Consider the following 17,161-nt stretch of genomic DNA (forward strand, 5'->3'; position numbering starts at 1 on the left):
CCCTGATCGCTCGTACCGGGGCTCAGGCCGCAGCGGCCCGCGCCTTGCGCTTCTCGGCGTAGGCCGCGGCCGCTTCGCGCACCCAGGCACCCTCGGTGTGCGCCTGCCGGCGCTGCTTCATGCGCTGCCGGTTGCAGGGGCCGTTGCCGCGCAGCACCTCCTGGAACTCCTGCCAGTCGATCTCGCCGAACTCCCAGTGTCCGGTCGCTTCGTTGAAGCGGAGATCGGGGTCGGGGATCGTGAGCCCGAGATAATGCGCCTGGGGCACGGTGGCGTCGACGAACTTCTGGCGCAGCTCGTCGTTGGTGAAGCGCTTGATCTTCCACGCCATGGCCTGGGCGGTGTGGACCGAGTCCTTGTCGGACGGCCCGAACATCATGAGGGCGGGCCACCAGAAGCGGTCGAGCGCGTCCTGCGCCATCGCCTTCTGCTCGAGCGTGCCGCGGCACAGCGTCAGCATGATCTCGTAGCCCTGCCGCTGGTGGAAGCTCTCCTCCTTGCAGATCCGCACCATGGCGCGGGCGTAAGGACCGTAGGAGCAGCGTTGCAGCGGCACCTGGTTCATGATCGCGGCCCCGTCGACCAGCCAGCCGATGGCGCCGATGTCGGCCCAGGTGAGCGTGGGATAGTTGAAGATCGAGGAATATTTGGCGGTGCCGGCCAGAAGCTGGTCGACGAGCTCCTCGCGGCTCACACCCAGGGTCTCGGCGGCGGCGTAGAGATAGAGGCCGTGGCCGGCCTCGTCCTGGACCTTGGCAAGCAGGGTCGCCTTGCGGCGCAAGCTGGGGGCGCGGGTGATCCAGTTGCCCTCGGGCAGCATGCCGACGATCTCGGAGTGTGCGTGCTGGGCGATCTGTCGGATCAGGGTGCGACGATAGGCCTCGGGCATCCAGTCGTTGGGCTCGATCTTCTGCTCGGCGTCGATCTTCGCCTGGAACCGGGCGAGGCGCTCCGGGTCCTCCTTCTGCACCGGCTGGAGATCGCGGGTGTTGAGCGCCTGCGTGTACATGGCTTTCGGGCCTCCCTCGGGGCACGCTGCTCTGCGCCACGATATATAACATGATCGCGCAATTTTCAATGCATCATGTAACATTTTATCGCCCGCAGCCGCCCGCACGGGCGGTCCGGTTCAGCCGGACCCGCGGAACCGCTCGAAGAAGCTCGGCACCGGCGGCGGCAGAGGGCCTCTCTCGTTGCGGCCGTGCTCGTCCAGCCAGCGTTCCGAGGGCTCCAGCAGCACGCGGTAGAGCCGGCCGCACAGCCGCCGTGCCTCCGGTCCCGGCCAGTCCTCGGGCAGGAGTGCCGGCGGGAGCTGCGGATCGCGCAGGACGATGCGCCGGTAGGCATGGATCAGGAGCACGCGCGCCACGAGCGCTGTCAGCCGGTCCGCGGGCGGTGCCAGTGAGGCGGCCTCGCCGAGCGGAGCGAAGCGGGCGATGAACTGCCGGTAGGCGGCGGCGAGCTCCGGCAGCGGCCATTGTCGTGCCGCGAGCACGCGGGCGGCGGCGAGATCCTCGGCCTGGGCACGGAAGGAGAGCAGCACCCCCTCCCCCGGGACCACGGCCGGCTCCCGACCTTCCGGAAGCGGCCGCACGTAGGTGCCGGGCGTCAATGCCGCATAGCCTTCGCGCTGCAGCCGCTCGCGCGTCGGATCGCGCCCGTTGCCGTCGGGACTCAGGATCACCACATGCCAGTCGCCGTTCCAGGCCGTGGCTTCGGCGAAGTAGATCCGCTTCGTTGCGACCTCGAACTCGGCCTGACCCGTCGCCGTGAGACGGTAATAGCTGTTGCGGCCGCGACGGCGGCTCTCGATCCAGCCGTCGCTCGCGAGGCGCGAGAGGGCCGTACGCACCGCACCATCCTGGATGCCGAAGGCGGCGGTGATCGCGAGCAGCGAGGCCAGCGCCAGCTCCCCGCCGCGCGGGGCCACCGCGTCGCCGAAGATGGTGATCACGAGCGACCAGACCCGCTGCGGGTATTCCGCGAGCAGGCGGGCGAGCGAGGTCGAGAACGAGGGTACGGTGGGGGCATCCATGGCGTTCGGGCTATAGCAACGATCCGGATCGCTGTCTGCGGTCCCTTGCCGAAGGTTCTTGCCAAACGCCGGCGATCGGGCAGAAGCCGAGTTTCGAGGATCGAACGGAGATGCCGCTTTGAGCTTCCTGCCACCCCCGAGCGAGCTTCTCGGCACATGGGGCTACGCGGCCGTGCTGGCGCTCGCGACCGCCCAGGCGATCCCGCTCGCCGGTGTCGTCGTGCCGATGTCGGCCCTTCTCGTTCTCGCCGGGATCGGCGCCTCGCAGGGCATGTTCGAGGTCGGCAGCCTGATCGGCTTCGCGGCCGTGGGCGCTATTCTCGGCGACGGACTGAGCTACGGCCTCGGCACGCGCGGCCGGCACCTCTTCCGTCCGGGCAGCCGCTGGCTCGACCCCGTCCACCTCGCGAAGGGCCAGGCCTTCTTCGCGCGGCACGGCGACAAGAGCATCTTCATCGGCCGCGTGATAGGCCCGATCCGCGGCATCGTCCCGTTCGTTGCCGGTCTCTCGGCCATGAGCTGGCGCACCTTCCTGCTCTGGAACGTCGTGAGCGGCATCGTCTGGGCCATGCTCCACGTGCTGGCCGGCTATCTCCTCGGCGACACGGCCCAACGGCTGGGAGCCTGGACCGGCCGGGCCGGGCTCGCTCTGCTCCCGCTCGCGGCCTTCGGTGGCCTGATCTGGCTTCTGCGTCGGCGCGGTGGACTGTTCTTGCGCCGGTCCGCCCGCTAAGGAGGCTCGGTCGCCATCGGCGACGAGACACCGGTTCGTGCGAGGGAGGCGGGCTTTGGCGGACATCTTCTATCTTTCGCACATCAAGTTCGGGTTCGGGGTGCTGGACGAGCTCGCTGCGGCGATGGCGGGCCTGGATGTGCGCCGGCCGCTCGTTGCGACCGACAAAGGTGTGGCGGCATCCGGCATCGCGACCGAGGTGGTTCGGGCCTGCGGTGTGGATGCCGTGGTCTATGACGGGACGCCCGGCAACCCGACCGAGGAGGCCGTGGAGGAGGCGCTCGCACTCTATCGGGCGGAGCGCTGCGACGGGGTGATCGCCGTGGGTGGGGGGTCGCCGATCGACCTCGGCAAGGGTGTGGCGCTGCTCGCCACCCATCCGGGGCCGCTCGCGCCTTATGCCGCGATCCTTGGCGGCATCCCGAAGATCACGGCGAACGTGGCGCCCGTGATCGCGGTGCCGACCACGGCGGGTACCGGCAGCGAGGTCGGGCGCGCGGCGCTGCTCACGCTGCGCGACGGGCGCAAGCTCGGGTTCATCAGCCCGCACCTGATCCCGAAGGTGGCGATCTGCGATCCGGCGCTCACCCTGGGCCTGCCGCCGCACCTGACCGCCGCCACCGGGTTCGATGCCATCACGCACTGCATCGAGACCTATCTCTCGCCGCGCTACAACCCGCCCGCGGAAGCGATAGCACTCGACGGGCTGCGCCGTGCGGTGGGCTGGATCGAGCGGGCGGTGGCCGATGGCCAGGACCGGACCGCCCGGCAGGAGATGATGATGGCCGCCCTCGAAGGCGGGCTCACCTTCCAGAAAGGGTTGGGGGCCGTGCACGCCCTCTCCCACCCCTTGGGCGGCCTCAAGGAACCGGTCCTGCACCACGGCACGTTGAACGCCGTCCTGCTGCCGGCGGTGCTGCGCTTCAACGCCGGGCACGCGAAGGAGAAGTACGAGACGATGCAGCGGCTCCTGGGGCTTCCGGAGGGCGTCGCGCTCGCCGACTTCTTCGCGGGCTTCGCACGGCGCCTCGGCATCCCGGCCGGCCTCGCGGCAATGGGCGTGCCGGAAAGCTGCCTGCCGGCGATCGCGAAGGGTGCTATCCTCGACCATTCCGCTGCGACCAACCCGCGGCCGGCGAGCGAGGCCGACTTCCTGGCCTTGCTCGAGGAATCGATGCGGCCTTAGGCCGCCCGGTCAGCACGGCCCATGCCGGCGCGGCGCCGTCCGTGCGATGAAACGGGCGAGCGGTGGGCCGACCAGGACGACGAGGAACAGCCGCAAGGTCTGGATCGCCAGCACGAACGGCACGTCGGCATTGCTGCCGACGGCGATGATCGCGACCGAGTCGAGCCCGCCCGGACTGGTCGCGAGGAACGCGGTGAGGCCGTCGATGGGAAGAAAGCGGGTGAGGAGCCAGGCCGAGAGCGCGCACAGGCCGATCAGGGCCAGGGTCGCGAGCAGAAGGCGCGGGATGGCGCGGACGGCGTAGCGCGTCACCTCGAGATCGAAGCGCAGGCCCACGTACCAGCCGAGGGCGAGGTACGCGATCCCGAGAAGCCAGGGCGGCAGCGTGATCGCCACGATGCCGGCGACGTGGAGTACGGCGCCGATCGCCATCGGCAGCAGCAGAGGCCCGGCCGGAATCCACAGACAACGCCCCGCTACGGCACCGATGGCGGCGATGCCGAGGGTTGCCACGAACGGCAGGAGAGGCGGCAGCCAGGGCTCGCCGGCCGGCACCATGGCCGGAGCCGCCTGCCCGAGCAGCAGGCGCGAGACCAGGGACGCGCTCAGGACCACCACGACCACGCGCAGATACTGCATGAAGGCGACGAGGCGCGGGTCGGCACCGTACTCCTCCGCCATTGCCACCATCGCCGAGGCGGCGCCGGGCGAGGAGCCCCAGGCGGCGGTGGTGCCGGGCAGCACCTCGAGCCGCGTCAACCCCCAGCCGACGATGCCGCCGGCGAGGATCGTGGTGGCGACGGTGAGCAGCATCACCGCCCAGGCCTGCGCCACCGTCGCCAGGATCGAGCCCGTGACGGCTTCCGCGATCATGCAGCCGATCAGCGCCTGCGCGCCGAGAAAGGAGAAGCGCGGCAGGCGCAGGTCGATCCCTTTCAGGGCAAGGGCCATGGCCACGAGCAGCGCTCCCAGCAGAAACGCCGCCGGCAGGCCGGCGCGCTGGAGCGTGAACGCCAACGCCAGCGACAGGACAAGGAGAACGGCCCACGACGTGAGAGTGCGCAGCCGACCCGTGCCGACGGCTGCCGACGTGCGGCTGCCAGAAAAGAGACGCCACCACTTCACGCCCTGGCTGCCCGGATCCGGTCGAGGTCGAGCTCGCCCGCGGCACCCCAGCCCCGCTCGCCGGCGGGCACGGCGGGCCGGAACGACTCGTAGAGCCTGAAGCCGCGCCGGTTGAGCTCCTCGGGCGGGTAGGTCGCGGCGAGCTCGGTCATGGCGGCCCGCGCCTCCTCCAGGCGGTCCTTGAACTTACCCTCGAGATAGCGCTCGACCGCCGCGGGGCGGCCGGGCTTGCCCTTGTTCAAAGCGCGGATACCTTCCGCCGTCCGTACCACCGGCACGGGGCGGCCGAGCAGATCCACGTAGAGGCGCTCGCCCTCGGCGAGGCGCTCGCCGTGCTCGCGCACGAGATCGGGCTTAGGCTCGATGATACCGAGCGACACGCCCTTGGCGTAAGCGCTCATCCCGGCCACCGCCTGGCCCAGCGTGAGCGCGGTCCCGCGGTCGAAGCCGAGCCGCTCCGCCACGACCGCGGCCCAGAGTGTCAGCACCGGCGCCCGGTTGATCCTGATCCTCGAGCCACTCTCGCCCATCCCGTCTTTCCTGCTGCCTTCGGCCCTCGTCATCATCCTAGATCCAGCCGGCGCGGCGGAAACGGTTGAACAGAACGATGCAGGTCACGGCGATGACCAGCAGCACGGCGAGATAGCCGTAGCGCCAGTGCAGCTCCGGCATATGGTCGAAGTTCATCCCGTAGAGGCCGGCGATCGCCGTCGGGACCGCCAGGATCGCGGCCCAGCCGGCGAGGCGCCGGCTGACCTCGCTCTGGCGCGTGGCCTCGATGCTCTGGCGCGAGGATTCCATGAGCAGCGCGGCCTCGAAGGCGAAGCCCAACATCTCGCGCAAGGCATCGATCTGCTCGAGCGCCCGGTTCGCATGGTCGACGACGTCGCGGAAATAGGGCCGGAACGAGACGTCGATGCCGGGCAGATCGGTGTGCTCCAGCCGGCGGCAGACCTCGACCGCGGGGGCCGCCACCAGCCGCAGCTTCTGCAGCTCGCGCCTGAGCTCGTAGATCCGGGCGATCCTCGCCTCGTCCAAAGGTTCGAGGACATGCTCCTCGAGGGCCTCGATCTCTGCCGCGAGCCGCTCGACGACGACGAGATAGTTGTCGACGATGAAGTCGACGAGGGCATAGAGCACGTAGTCCTCGCCGTGGGCAAGCTGCTTGGGCGCAGCTTCGGCGCGCTGCCGGACCTCGCGGTAGGAGGCCGAGGCGCCATGACGGACCGAGATCACGTAGCCGTGGCCGATGAAAATCTCGGTCTCGCCGAGCGCTATGTGGCCCTCCTCGAGGAAGGCGGTGCGCAGCACGAGAAAGGTGGTGTCGCCGTAGGTCTCGAGCTTGGGCCTCTGATGCGCCTTGAGCGCGTCCTCGATCGCGAGCTCGTGCAGGCCGAACTGGGCCTGGAGCTGGCGCAGGTCGCGCTCGCTGGGCGCCTCGATGCCGATCCAGACGAAATGGCCGGGCCGCGCGGCCCAGGCGCCGCTCTCTTCCACGGCGATGTCGGCCACCTTGCGGCCGGCGCTGTAGGCGGCAGCGGCGATCACCTTGCCCATCGGACCGACCTCCTTGCGCTCTCGTCCTGCCCGGAGCCCGGTCCGCTGGCCGCTCTCCGGCCTCAGGCCCTGCGGCGCTGGCAGGCGGCCATCCAGGCCAAAAACTGCGCATCGGGATCGCGCGGCATGGGCCTTCCCACCTGCGCCGCGATCCAGCGCTGCTCGAAATGCTCGAAGTCGAGACCCGGATAGAGCTGGCGAAAGCGCGCTACCGTCGCCGCCTTGAGCCGGAGCGCGGTCCCTTCCTCGACGCGAGGCGCGCGCGGGATGGAACGCTGCTCGCCGACCAGGACGGGCTGCACGGCCGGCACGGAAGGATGCAGCCGCACGCCGATATGGGTCACCTCGACCTCGGCACCGGGATAGACGGCGCGCGCCTCGGCGAGCATCTCCTTGAACTTGGCGCGGAACTGGCGCAGCGTCTTGTACTCGCTGCCGAACTGGGCATGCAGCGCCGGCCAGGGCACGTCGATCGACCGCTTGAGATCGCGCAGGCGGTAGCAGAGCCAGATATAGACGTCGATCACGGCCGAGGAGTTCTGGATGCAGCGGATCGCGGCCTCGCTCACCGGCACGGGATGCTGGCGCAGCGCCTCGTAGAACTCGTGGCTGAGTTCGGCGGTCTCGTCCCAGAGGGCGCTCTGCCGGCCGTCCGAGCGCCGCGGCACGAACATCATGGCGCTGACGATCGAGGCGCGGTTGAAGCCGCTCACCCCGCCCTGCCCGCGCCAGCCGACCGTCATCGTGCAGGCGGAGAGGCGGCGCGCCTGTTCGCGGATCGCCTTGTAGTTCGTGCCACCGGGATTGACGCCGAGCTTCTCCATCCAGTCGTGCATCGATGCGCCGAGGCTGATGACGCGCGAGCTCGTGCGGATGGCCTCGGACTGGAGGTAGAGCAGGATCAGGCGCGCGCGCGAGCCGTAGGGCACGCCGTAGCGAACGGGCTCGCCGCGCTCGTCGAGCACGACGCCCGGTTCCACGATCAGGCTGAACCGGCCATTGTCCCGCTTCCAGACCTGATCGTCGGAAGCGAGCCGGCGGTGCGGCAGACCGGTCATGGCGAAGCCGCTGTAGAGATAGGCGAGGCTGAGCTTCTCGTCACCCAGGACCGCGGCCGCGAGATCGACCAAATGCCGCTGTTCGGATGGGACCAGCTCCCGCGCTGCGTCACGCCCGTGCTGAAGGACCAGGTCGTGGAGCTTCATGAGCGCCTCCAGGTGCTAGAAGCCGACTTAACATCAACCGAGCCGGCGATCCATTCGCCGTTTGGTGACGGCCTCCGGACGCCGTCGGGCAGAAGACGGTCGTGGGGGCCGCACGATCGCGCCGCTCGCGGGCGGGCTGCGCCCTGCCGGATCGCATCGGACGGCTTTTTAGAAGTCACCCGGTCGCAAGCTCACCGCGCTGCGTGCGCCGCCGGACTGATTCGCCATTTGGTGACGCCAGAGCCCCTTGCCCACCTGCTCTGGCGGGCTTCCGGGCGGTGCACCGCGGGCGAGCGCTCGGACCATCGCGTCGTCCACCGCCTTTTGGTGACGCTCGCCGGTTTTCCACCGTCGCCCGGTGACGCCGGATTCGCTCTCTGGTGACGGCAACACGTTTCGGCGCGTGCGTGGAATCAAAGGCTTGGCTCGTTGTCCACCGCCTTCTGGTGACGGCCGCGCCCGCCTTTTGGTGACACATACCGATAATAAGAATCGGAATCAAAAAATATCCCGATAGGAGGGCCGTTGGGTGGGCGCAACTTGATGCGCAGGGCTTGTAGGAGAGTCGCTCGGCAGGCGTTCGGCCGCACACCCGAAACGCTCGCCTTCTGGTGACGCTGCGGCCGGAGCTCGTCGTTCGAGCACACCGTCGGCAGCACGATTGAGGTTTTTTGGGCACTTCAACGCAGTTTTTCGACACTCGGCTTCGCTACGCTATCGCCTGCAGGAGCGTCATCCCGCTAGGAAAGTATCGAAATGCACGGCAATCCAGCCGATCTTCAACGGCGGAGGCTCCATGGCGGCTAGACTCGAGCAGGCCGTCGACGGCACGACGGCAGCGGCTCTCCAGATCTTCGTGGATCATGCCGATGGCTGCGACGAGATCCAGCGCAAGATCATCGAGGTTCAGTCCCATCCCGATCAGCACAAGAAGCTGCGTCTCTTCCCCACCCCCGAGGCGGCGCGGCTCCTGCGCATTTCCGAGAGCCACCTCAGGGGCCTCGTGCGACAGAAGGGTTTTCCGCAGGGTACCGTGGTGGGCGGCAACAACCGTCGTGCCTTCACGCTGGCCGAAGTCAACGAGATCCGGCGTCTTCTGTTCGCGGCGACCAAGGACCCGCGTTATCGGGTCGGCCGTCAGCGTGAGCGCGGCGAGAAGCTCGCCGTGGTGACGGTGGCGAACTTCAAGGGCGGTGCCGCCAAGACCACCCATTCCGTCCACCTCGCGCAGTATCTGGCGTTGCAGGGCTACCGCGTCCTGCTCGTCGACCTCGACAGCCAGGCGAGCGCCACGTCGATGTTCGGCCATGTCCCGGACGAGGAGTTCGATCGGCTGGACACGCTCTACCGGCTGTTCACGCTCGACGATGGGGTGCGGACGGCTTCGCTGCACGACCTGGTGCGGCCGACCTATTGGGACGGGCTCGACCTGATCCCGGCCAATCTCGGCCTCTACAGCACGGAGTTCGAGCTGCCGGTGCGACAGATCAAGCAGCGCGAGCTGCGCTTCTGGCGGATTTTGGCCGATGCCCTGCCGAGCATCGACGACCGCTACGACGTGGTGGTGTGCGACTGTCCGCCCTCCCTGAGCTATCTCTCGATCAACGCGGTGATGGCGGCGAACTTCCTTCTGGTCCCGATCCCGCCCTCCATGCTCGACTTCTCCTCGGCGGGGCGGTTCTTCCGCATGGTCTACGAGACGCTCTCGACCCTGGCCCAGGCGGAAGGCGGGCGAGTCAAGACCTTCGATGCGGTCCGTCTGCTCGTGTCGAAGTACGCCATCGCCGATGCCAACCAGAGCCAGCTCGTGAAGTGGATGTCGGCCGTGTTCGCCGACACGCTGCTCGAGAACCGGATGGCGCTGACGACAGGCTTGGACAATGCCGGCAATCTCAAGCAGAGTTATTACGAGCTCGAATCCGCCGACATGAACCGCCGCACCTACGAGCGCGGGCTCGAATATCTCAACAACGTCAACGCCGAGATCGAGCGGGTGATCTGGAGCATCTGGGGCCGGCCGCAGATCGTGGAGAGCGTGCGATGAGCCGAAAGGAACGGATGGCGGCCCTCGACGATGCGATCGGCACCCTGGGCAGTGCGCGGCGGGGCGCGAGCGGTGCCGTGCGCTCGATGGTGCCGATCGTCAACCAGATCGAGACGGTGTTCCAGGACAGCGCTGCCGAGCTCGAGCGGCTGCAGCGCAACGGCCAGGTGCTGCTCGAGCTGGACGTGGGCGAGCTGCGGACGACCCGCTTTCGCGACCGCCACGCCGCGGCGTTCCAGGGTGCGGCGTTCGACGAGCTGGTGCAGGACATCCTCCAGCGCGGCCAGCTCGTGCCGATCCTGGTCCGGCCATCGTCCGACGGTTCGGGCTACGACATCGTGGCTGGTCACCGCCGGGTCGAGGCGTGCCGCAGGCTCGGCCGGAAGGTGTTGGCACGGCGGATCGCGGCGGACGACCGCGAGCTGCTGGTCGCAATGGTGCGCGAGAACGAGACGCGCGAGGACATCTCGCCGTTCGAGCGCGCCGTTCAGATTCGCAGCGTGATCGACAGCGGGCTGATGACCCGACAGGAGCTCATGGAGGCCTTGAGCATCAGCAAAGGGCATCTCTCGAGCCTGCTGAAGTTCGCCGAGCTGCCGGTCGAGCTGGTCGAGGCGCTGGGTGATCCGCGCATTCTCACCATCGCCGACGGCGCGCAGCTCGCTCGCCAGCTCACCGAGCCGGAGGCGCGCTTGCGCTTGCGCGGCGCCATCGACGCCATTCGGCCGTCCGATCCGCCGGCGGACAGGCTACGGCACCTGCGCCGGGCGCTGGCGGGGCGGCCGCAGGGGGCTGCATCTGGAGCGGGCAGGCCATCGGACCGGGTGATTCGCAGCCGCACGGGGCAGGTGCTGGTGCGGCTGGCCGACCACGACGGCAGGCCGATCCTGCGTCTCGCCGCCGGTATCCCGCCCGAGGCGATCGACCGTCTGTTCGAGCAGTTGCCGCGACTGCTCCAGAAATGCGGGCTGGACGTGGCGGTCGAGCCCGCAGGCGATTGAGGAGCGGGTTCGCCTTTTGATGACGCCGGCCCGACGGATGCCGTCGTCGGGCCGGCAGCGGAGAGGGCGATCGGTTTTCTCGAGAAAACTCGGACCGGAGAAAACCCGGCTCGGAATCCGGCTCGTGGCTTGCGAATCGGGCGCTTCAGAGCGCCGACAGGAGTGCCCGGCGCGCAGGCTGCGCGAACAGGGCACTGGCACGGTGCAGGTCGTGCGGGAAGTCGATCTCGCTCCAGCGCAGCCCCTCGATGCTCACGACACCCACCCGTCCACGCCGAGCGAGGAGATCGATCGCCCGCAAGTACCAGGAGCGGGTGCCGGCAGGCCCGCGCATCAGATCGTCGAGTGCTTGCACGAACAGGCGTGGACCAGGGCCGCGATAGAGCGACATGCCGATCGATTCGCCATCGATCCGCTCCGTGCCGAGATTCTTGCCTACCTCGACCAGCCGCGTGCCGTCGAGCACGACCTTCATGTCGTCGCCATCGTAAGCCGCCTTGCGGTCGATCGTGAGCGTGATGGGGCTCGTCGCCTCCGTGAGGAGCCGGGCCGGGATCGCGCGTTCGAACACCGTATCGCCGTTCACGAGCAGGAACGGGTCGGCCATCTCGTTGCGGGCGATCCAGCAGCTCCCGAGATTGTCGGCCACGGCGTAGAACGGGTTGAAGAGCGTGCGCAAGGTGAGTCCCGGCCGCGCTAGATGCTCGAGCTCGCGCTCGACCGCGCCGGCACAGAAACCCGTCACCACCAGGATCTCGCGCACGCCGACGGCGGCGAGCTCCTCTACCTGGGTGGCGAGAATCGTCCTCTCGCCCAGGCGCAGCAGGCATTTCGGCTGGTTCGCGGTCAGCGGCAGGAGACGCGAGCCCTGGCCGGCGCTCAGGATAATGGCCTTCATGCGGTCTCTCCTCCGATGGTTCACGCAGCGGCATCGAGCCAGGAGACAATGGGTCCGGTCCGCCGTGCGAGCCCGGCCTGGAGCAGCCGCAGCGCGTGGAACAGAACGGAGACGACGGTCCAGACGGCGACGACGAGGAAGCCCTCGGCCGGCGCGCCCGTGAGCGTTGCCACGGTCAGGATGGCGAGGTTCGGGTTGCGTCGGGCAGTGATGCTGCGGAAGTGGTAGTCGATCGGTCGCCAGATATGGGTCTGGATGCCGAACAGCAGCTTGAACGTTCCTTCCTCGAGCCGCAGCAGGACGTAGCCGACGAGGATGACGAGGAGCGCTGCCCACAGCGGGCCTTGCGGTGCCGCGGGCTCGACCAGGCTCAGCCCGTGCCACCAGGCGAGCCACCAGAATGGCGGATGCAGGAGGTCGACGCCGTGGTCGAACACGTCGCCCCAGCGCGAGGATTGGAACGTGCAGCGGGCGAGCTTGCCGTCGACCGTGTCGAGGAAGGTCATGATCCAGGCCGGGAGCAGCCCGAGCAGAAGATGGCCCTGCCAGAACAGGACCGTCGCGAGCAGCATCAGGACGAAACCGACACTCGTCACCATGTTGGGGGTCAGCCGGCGCTCGGCGCACCAGCGGGTGACATGAAAAGCAGGGAGAGGCCACAGATACTTGGTGACGAAGTCCGTCGCCCCTTTATAGGCCTCGCGGAAGCTGCGCCACTCCACCGCCCGGCGCGTGGCCGGGGTGACGTGCAGGGCGAAGGGCTTCGCTCGCTTGCGCAGGACGCGATCGAAGCCGGGGCCCAGCGTCTCGGGGTGCTCGACGGCGATGCCGGCCGGCAGCCGGGCGGGGTCGAGCCGGCCGGCGTGGATCATGGCGCTCACGAGCGAAGCGGCCTCGCCCATGACGTGCGCTGCGACCGGCCGGTCCGTCCCCGTCGCGTCCGGTGCCATCAGCACCGTGCCAGGGCGGCTCGACAGCGCTCTGAGCAGGCTCGCGTCGAATGCAAAATCGCGTCGCAGCAGAAGCTGCGGTGCCGGGCCGCCATCCGAGGAGACGACCCGTCCGATGCCGAGCCGGGTGCAGAGGCGGCGATGCCGCTCGGTCGTGGTCATCCCCCAGAGCCGGCCGTCCTCCTCGCCCAGGATCACGGCGAATGCCGGTGTATCGGTGGCTGGCGTCAAGCTTCCTCCTGTGTCCGGTGCGGGCTTTCTCTCTTGGGCCGAGCCACACGCTCGAGAAAAGCGAGGTAGCGGAGGGTCGCGGCCTCGCTATCGAACGCGCGGGCGCGCACCATGAGATCGGTGGGCGATGGCTCGGCGATCGCGGCTAGCATCTGTTCGGCGAGGGCCGGTGGGTCGGCGACCGGCGCCAAGCGACCCCAAACGCCGTTGCCGAGGATCTCGGCCGAGCCGCCGGGGCAGTCGGTGGCGACCACGGGACAGCCGACGGCGAGCGCTTCGATGATCACACCGGGCATGCCCTCCCAGCGTGAGCTCGACACCAGAAGCGCGGCGCGCGCCATCCAGCGCAGAGGGTTGGGGTCGTAACCCGGCATGAGAAGATCGGCCGTCAGCCCGAGCTCGGCGGCGAGCCGCTCCAGCGCTGCCCGCTCCCGACCTTCGCCCAGGATGACGAGCCGTGCCGGCCGAGCGGCGCGGACAAGCGCGAAGGCGCGCAGGAGTGTCGCGAAGTCCTTCTCGGGCACGAGCCGGCCCACGGCCAGGATCAGCGGCGGTGCGCCCGGCGCCACCCAGGGATGATCGAGAGGCGCCGCCGCCCGCAGCGGCAGATCCGGGGTCGCGGTCGGGTTGGGGAGCGCCACGATGCGATCTGGCGGTATCCGAGTATGGCGCCGGATGTCATCGGCCACCGCGGTCGAGACCGCGGCCACGGCAGCGGCAGCGGGAAGGAGTAGCCGAGTGAGCCGGGCGCCGATGCCGCCACGGGCACCGGCGGAGGCCGAGAGATGGCTGCTCGCGCGTAGCACCAGCGGCACGCTGCTGCCGCTGAGTCGGGTCGCGAGGAGGCAGGCGAGGCTCATGTGGCTCGCACCCGAGAGCAGCACCTGTGGTCGGTGGCGGCGGAGATAGGCCGCGAGCAGCGGGGCCGCGAGCCTGATCCGGGTACGCCGCCCGCGTGGCCAGAAGGGCAGGAGCCATCGCGGCGGCACCATCGGCACGAGCCTGACCGCGGGTGCGAGTTCGGCCGTGAGCGGGGCCGTGGGCTCGAGGACCAGGAGATCCACGGCATGGCCGCGCGCGGCGAAGCCGTTGACGAGGGTGAGGATGCGCCGGCCGGCGCCGCCTATGGTAAGGCCCCAGATCGCGACCGCGAGGTAGAGGGGCCGATCGGCCGACATCTCGTTCATGCTCGGCCCGTCGCAAGGAAGCGCGCGATCGCATCGGCACCGCGCTCGGCCGCGGTGCTGCCCGGCTCCTCGTGGAAGGTGTAGGCGAAGAGCTCTTCCTGGTGCGGCCGGTAGCCGGCGTGGCGGGCCGCTGCTGCCTCGAGCGCTGGGCCCAGTTCGCGGCCGACGTCGCGCACGACGTCGCCCATGGTCCAATGGAGGTAGCTCGGATCGTCCCGCCAGGCGACGCCGTGCGCGTCGAGGAAGATGCAGGGGCGGGGCCGGAGCAGGAACTCGTAGACCTGGCTGCTGACGTCACCGAGATAGATGTCGGCGGCGAGCATGTAGGTCATGTCGGCCGAGCGCTCGCTGCCGGTGTCGATCAGGATGTTGGGGGCGGTCCGGGCCCAGCGCGGCAGCTTGGCACCGTGCCGGCGATGACGGCGGAACAGCACGACATGGGGGGCGAAGATCAGGTTCCAGGCCGGGTTGCGGCGGAAGAAGTCGAGCACGGCCTCGCCCAGCCGCGCCCAGGAGGCGACGCGCTGGTCGAAATGCGGGTTGTAGACCACGACCGGCCGGTCGTTCTCGAACAGGCGCTGCCGTCCCTTGCCGAGGCCTCGCACGACCTCGAACTTGGGCCAGCCCGTGACGGCCCAGCGGCCCGGCTGAAGGAGGCCCATGCCGGAAAGGCGATCCACATATTTCCGGCCCGGCAGAAGGGTGAGATCGAAAGCGCCCGAGCGCTCGTCGAAGCCGCCCTCGCGGTCACCGGCGCCATGGCGGGTATGGATCAGCTTGAGATCCTCGAGCCCGTAGCGGCTGCGCAGGAGATAGCAGTGCCGCTCCGGCGCCACGAGCGCATCCAGCCCGCGGAAGAAGTCGAGATTGTGGCGCAAGATCCATCGCTTGCGGGCGAAGCGGTGCGGCGCGACGAGAGGATCGATCAGCCGCTCGACGAGCCTCGGCCGCAGCCGAACGAACGCCACCCGATGGCCGGGATAGAGATCGCCGATCCGCCGGGCGAGCGTCTCCTCGGCCGCGGTGGCGCAGGCGATCGTCACCTCCAGCGACGGCTGCCGCCGCGAGAGCTCGAAGGCGTAAGGTGCCGCGTGCGGCACCTGGTGCGGGGCGTAATGGTTGAAGAGGAAGCCGACGCGAAGCGGCCGGCCAGCGCCGGTCCTCGTGGCTCGGGGCCAGAGGCTAGCGGACGAGGCCATGGCGACGGAGCCGCAGCAGCAGCCAAGGAGCGGCGAGGAGAGGGTGCCGCCGCTGCCAGCCGGCGAGGCGGACAGGCGTGCCGGCGTGGCGCTCGATCTTCCAGACGATATAATCGGGGCCTCCCGCGAAGGTGAACGCGGCCTTCACGAGCCGCAGCACGGCAAGGAGCCGACCCTGCAGGCGGCGGCCGGTCCAGGCGAGCCGCACCGCGCGCGCGGAGCGAGGAAGCGGGGCCGTGCCGCGCAGCGCTCGCGTCAGCCGCCGGTAATGCTCCGCCTCCTGCCGGACGATGGCGCGCGCCCGCTCCGGGCGCTCGGGTCTGAGCTCGGTGGCGTAGCTCGCACGCAGGAGGCCGGTCCAGAGTGCCTCGCTCCGACCGTCACCTCCGGCGAGCCGCACCGCCTCGGCGAAGGCCGTGTGCACCGCCCGCTCGAGAATCGCCGCGACGCGGGCGGCGATGGCGGGGCTCTCGGCCCAGGCGAGGCTCACGGGCTGGGCGAGCCGGGCCCAGAAGTAGGGATTCCAGGTGGCGGGTCCCACGAGGCGCTCGAGCTGGGCCAGCGTCACCACGGCGTACTTGGCCTGCAGCAGCCCGCCCGCGTGCGTCAGCTCGAGGTGGTAGACGTTGGGCGGCAGGAGCCGGTTGGCCCAGCGCGCGGCGAGGCCGGCATGGGCCGCCTCGTAACTCTCGACCAGGAGGTAGAGATCGACCAGCGTGCCCGGCTGCCAGCCGTCGCGCCGGCAGCTTCCGTAGAACAGGACCGCGCGCGCCGCCGGGGTGTGCCGGGCCGCTGCCGCGGCGGCGAGCGCCGCGACCTCGGCCGGCACCGGCCGGGCCAACTCCTCCAGAAGGATCGCACGCACCGTGTCGGGCTCGGAACGGCTCATGGCGGCAGCCGCAGGAAGGGGACCGTCTCCGCCGCCGTGATCACGACCGGCCGGCCCGGCACGGGCGCGAAGAACTCGCCGTCGATGGTGAAGGGCCGCTCCAGCGCCAGCTCGACGCGAAAGGCGCCCCGGCTGTGATAGGTTTCGGCCGGCAGCCGCGCGCCGCGGCCGCACAGCAGGGACCAGGCATGGCGTGCCAGATCCGGTGCGGGGTGTGCCACCGCCGTGACCCGGATCGGCCGGTCGCCGACGTTCCAGAACGGGCGCGAGCCCAGCACGAGGCGATCGAGCGTCGTCGCGAGGGCGAAGCTGCAGGGGCGATGCGCCTTCGTCTCGCCGTCGGCCGTGATCGCGATCGTCTCGCCGTCGAGCCCGGTCGTGCCTCGGAACACGAGGCGGCCAAGTACGGAGAGGAGTGTCGCGAGGCTCGACCACTCGCCGCGCAGCCCGTGGCGGTGGAAGCGGCGCGCGCAGAGCCTGATGGCGCCGCAGATGCCGGCAGCGCCCAAGAACAGACCGCGCTCGGCCGGACGGTTCGGGGCCCGCTCGACCTTGAGCACGGGGTGATGGCGGAGATAAGGCTCGAGCCGACCCGTGCGGGCAAGCGCGCACAGGCGGGCGAGGGTGGCCGGCCGCCGCGGGCCGGCCCCCAGCGCTGCCGCGGTCATGTTGGTGCTGCCGCCCGGCAGGACCGCGAGCGCCGGCAGGGCAGGGAAGACGGGGCTCGCGAGTAACGCCGTGAGCAGAGCCTGGAGCGTTCCGTCCCCGCCGTCGACGGCGATCAGCCGGACCTCGCGCCGGGCGAGGTCGGCCAGGATCTCGCTCATGGCCGCCCCGGCCTCGAAGGCGCGGACGAGCAGGTCCGAGCCGCCGGGAGGGACGAGCCCGCGCTTGCCACGGCGCCCGCTGCGCGGATTCACG

16 protein-coding genes are annotated in these 17,161 nt (G+C 69.8%); 4 read left to right on the forward strand and 12 right to left on the reverse strand.

Going from position 1 to position 17,161, the window contains the following annotated elements:
* Window positions 1–22: 22 nt before the first annotated feature.
* Entirely contained in the window at window positions 23–1,009 is a 987-nt protein-coding gene (gene paaA / locus U1T56_RS17220; RefSeq protein ID WP_418160721.1) for a 1,2-phenylacetyl-CoA epoxidase subunit PaaA, read from the reverse strand.
* Between the two features lie 120 nt (window positions 1,010–1,129).
* A complete protein-coding gene (gene paaX / locus U1T56_RS17225; RefSeq protein WP_418160722.1) occupies window positions 1,130–2,035 on the reverse strand; it encodes a phenylacetic acid degradation operon negative regulatory protein PaaX in 906 nt (301 codons plus the stop codon).
* Window positions 2,036–2,153: 118 nt separating this feature from the next.
* On the opposite strand from paaX, the gene U1T56_RS17230 reads away from it, so the two are divergent.
* Together U1T56_RS17230 and U1T56_RS17235 are read left to right on the forward strand one after the other, a co-directional pair.
* Complete coding sequence (locus U1T56_RS17230; protein ID WP_418160723.1) at window positions 2,154–2,768, forward strand: DedA family protein; 615 nt, start codon at window positions 2,154–2,156, stop codon at window positions 2,766–2,768.
* A gap of 55 nt (window positions 2,769–2,823) precedes the next feature.
* On the forward strand, window positions 2,824–3,954 hold the full coding sequence (locus tag U1T56_RS17235; protein ID WP_418160724.1) for an iron-containing alcohol dehydrogenase: 1,131 nt from the start codon (window positions 2,824–2,826) through the stop codon (window positions 3,952–3,954).
* Window positions 3,955–3,963: 9 nt separating this feature from the next.
* Here the strand turns inward: U1T56_RS17235 and U1T56_RS17240 are convergent, their stop codons facing one another.
* The 4 genes from U1T56_RS17240 to U1T56_RS17255 form a co-directional block, all read right to left on the reverse strand.
* Window positions 3,964–5,019, reverse strand: a complete 1,056-nt coding sequence (locus tag U1T56_RS17240; protein WP_418160769.1) for an AbrB family transcriptional regulator — start codon at window positions 5,017–5,019, stop codon at window positions 3,964–3,966.
* A 56-nt stretch (window positions 5,020–5,075) separates the two neighbouring features.
* The gene (locus U1T56_RS17245; RefSeq protein ID WP_418160725.1) at window positions 5,076–5,609 is read right to left on the reverse strand and encodes a hypothetical protein; all 534 of its coding nucleotides are present in this window, start codon (window positions 5,607–5,609) and stop codon (window positions 5,076–5,078) included.
* A 37-nt stretch (window positions 5,610–5,646) separates the two neighbouring features.
* Entirely contained in the window at window positions 5,647–6,636 is a 990-nt protein-coding gene (locus U1T56_RS17250; protein ID WP_418160726.1) for a magnesium and cobalt transport protein CorA, read from the reverse strand.
* 62 nt (window positions 6,637–6,698) lie between these two features.
* The gene (locus tag U1T56_RS17255) at window positions 6,699–7,841 is read right to left on the reverse strand and encodes a replication protein RepA (RefSeq protein WP_418160727.1); all 1,143 of its coding nucleotides are present in this window, start codon (window positions 7,839–7,841) and stop codon (window positions 6,699–6,701) included.
* 796 nt (window positions 7,842–8,637) lie between these two features.
* On the opposite strand from U1T56_RS17255, the gene repA reads away from it, so the two are divergent.
* Together repA and U1T56_RS17265 are read left to right on the forward strand one after the other, a co-directional pair.
* Entirely contained in the window at window positions 8,638–9,885 is a 1,248-nt protein-coding gene (gene repA, locus U1T56_RS17260; protein ID WP_418160728.1) for a plasmid partitioning protein RepA, read from the forward strand.
* Entirely contained in the window at window positions 9,882–10,886 is a 1,005-nt protein-coding gene (locus U1T56_RS17265; protein WP_418160729.1) for a ParB/RepB/Spo0J family partition protein, read from the forward strand. Before repA ends, U1T56_RS17265 begins: the two co-directional genes overlap by 4 nt.
* 145 nt (window positions 10,887–11,031) lie before the next feature.
* Here U1T56_RS17265 and U1T56_RS17270 read toward each other — a convergent pair whose 3' ends face one another.
* Genes U1T56_RS17270 through U1T56_RS17295 form a run of 6 tightly spaced genes read right to left on the reverse strand, consistent with a single transcriptional unit; the run spans window position 11,032 to window position 17,160 of the window.
* Window positions 11,032–11,784 carry a phosphocholine cytidylyltransferase family protein gene (locus tag U1T56_RS17270; protein WP_418160730.1) on the reverse strand — a complete coding sequence of 251 codons (753 nt, stop codon included), beginning with the start codon at window positions 11,782–11,784 and terminating at the stop codon, window positions 11,032–11,034.
* 20 nt (window positions 11,785–11,804) lie between these two features.
* Window positions 11,805–12,965 (reverse strand): CDP-alcohol phosphatidyltransferase family protein, encoded by a 1,161-nt coding sequence (locus tag U1T56_RS17275; protein ID WP_418160731.1) that lies wholly within the window; start codon window positions 12,963–12,965, stop codon window positions 11,805–11,807.
* A complete protein-coding gene (locus U1T56_RS17280; protein WP_418160732.1) occupies window positions 12,962–14,152 on the reverse strand; it encodes a glycosyltransferase in 1,191 nt (396 codons plus the stop codon). Before U1T56_RS17280 ends, U1T56_RS17275 begins: the two co-directional genes overlap by 4 nt.
* Entirely contained in the window at window positions 14,149–15,351 is a 1,203-nt protein-coding gene (locus tag U1T56_RS17285; protein WP_418160733.1) for a hypothetical protein, read from the reverse strand. Before U1T56_RS17285 ends, U1T56_RS17280 begins: the two co-directional genes overlap by 4 nt.
* Entirely contained in the window at window positions 15,335–16,240 is a 906-nt protein-coding gene (locus U1T56_RS17290; protein WP_418160734.1) for a hypothetical protein, read from the reverse strand. Before U1T56_RS17290 ends, U1T56_RS17285 begins: the two co-directional genes overlap by 17 nt.
* Complete coding sequence (locus tag U1T56_RS17295; protein ID WP_418160735.1) at window positions 16,237–17,160, reverse strand: diacylglycerol kinase family protein; 924 nt, start codon at window positions 17,158–17,160, stop codon at window positions 16,237–16,239. The genes U1T56_RS17290 and U1T56_RS17295 overlap by 4 nt, the downstream gene beginning before the upstream one ends.
* Window position 17,161: the final 1 nt, after the last annotated feature.

The sequence above is a fragment of the Benzoatithermus flavus genome (genome assembly GCF_037908215.1).
Classification (GTDB): Bacteria; Pseudomonadota; Alphaproteobacteria; order Geminicoccales; family Geminicoccaceae; genus Benzoatithermus; species Benzoatithermus flavus.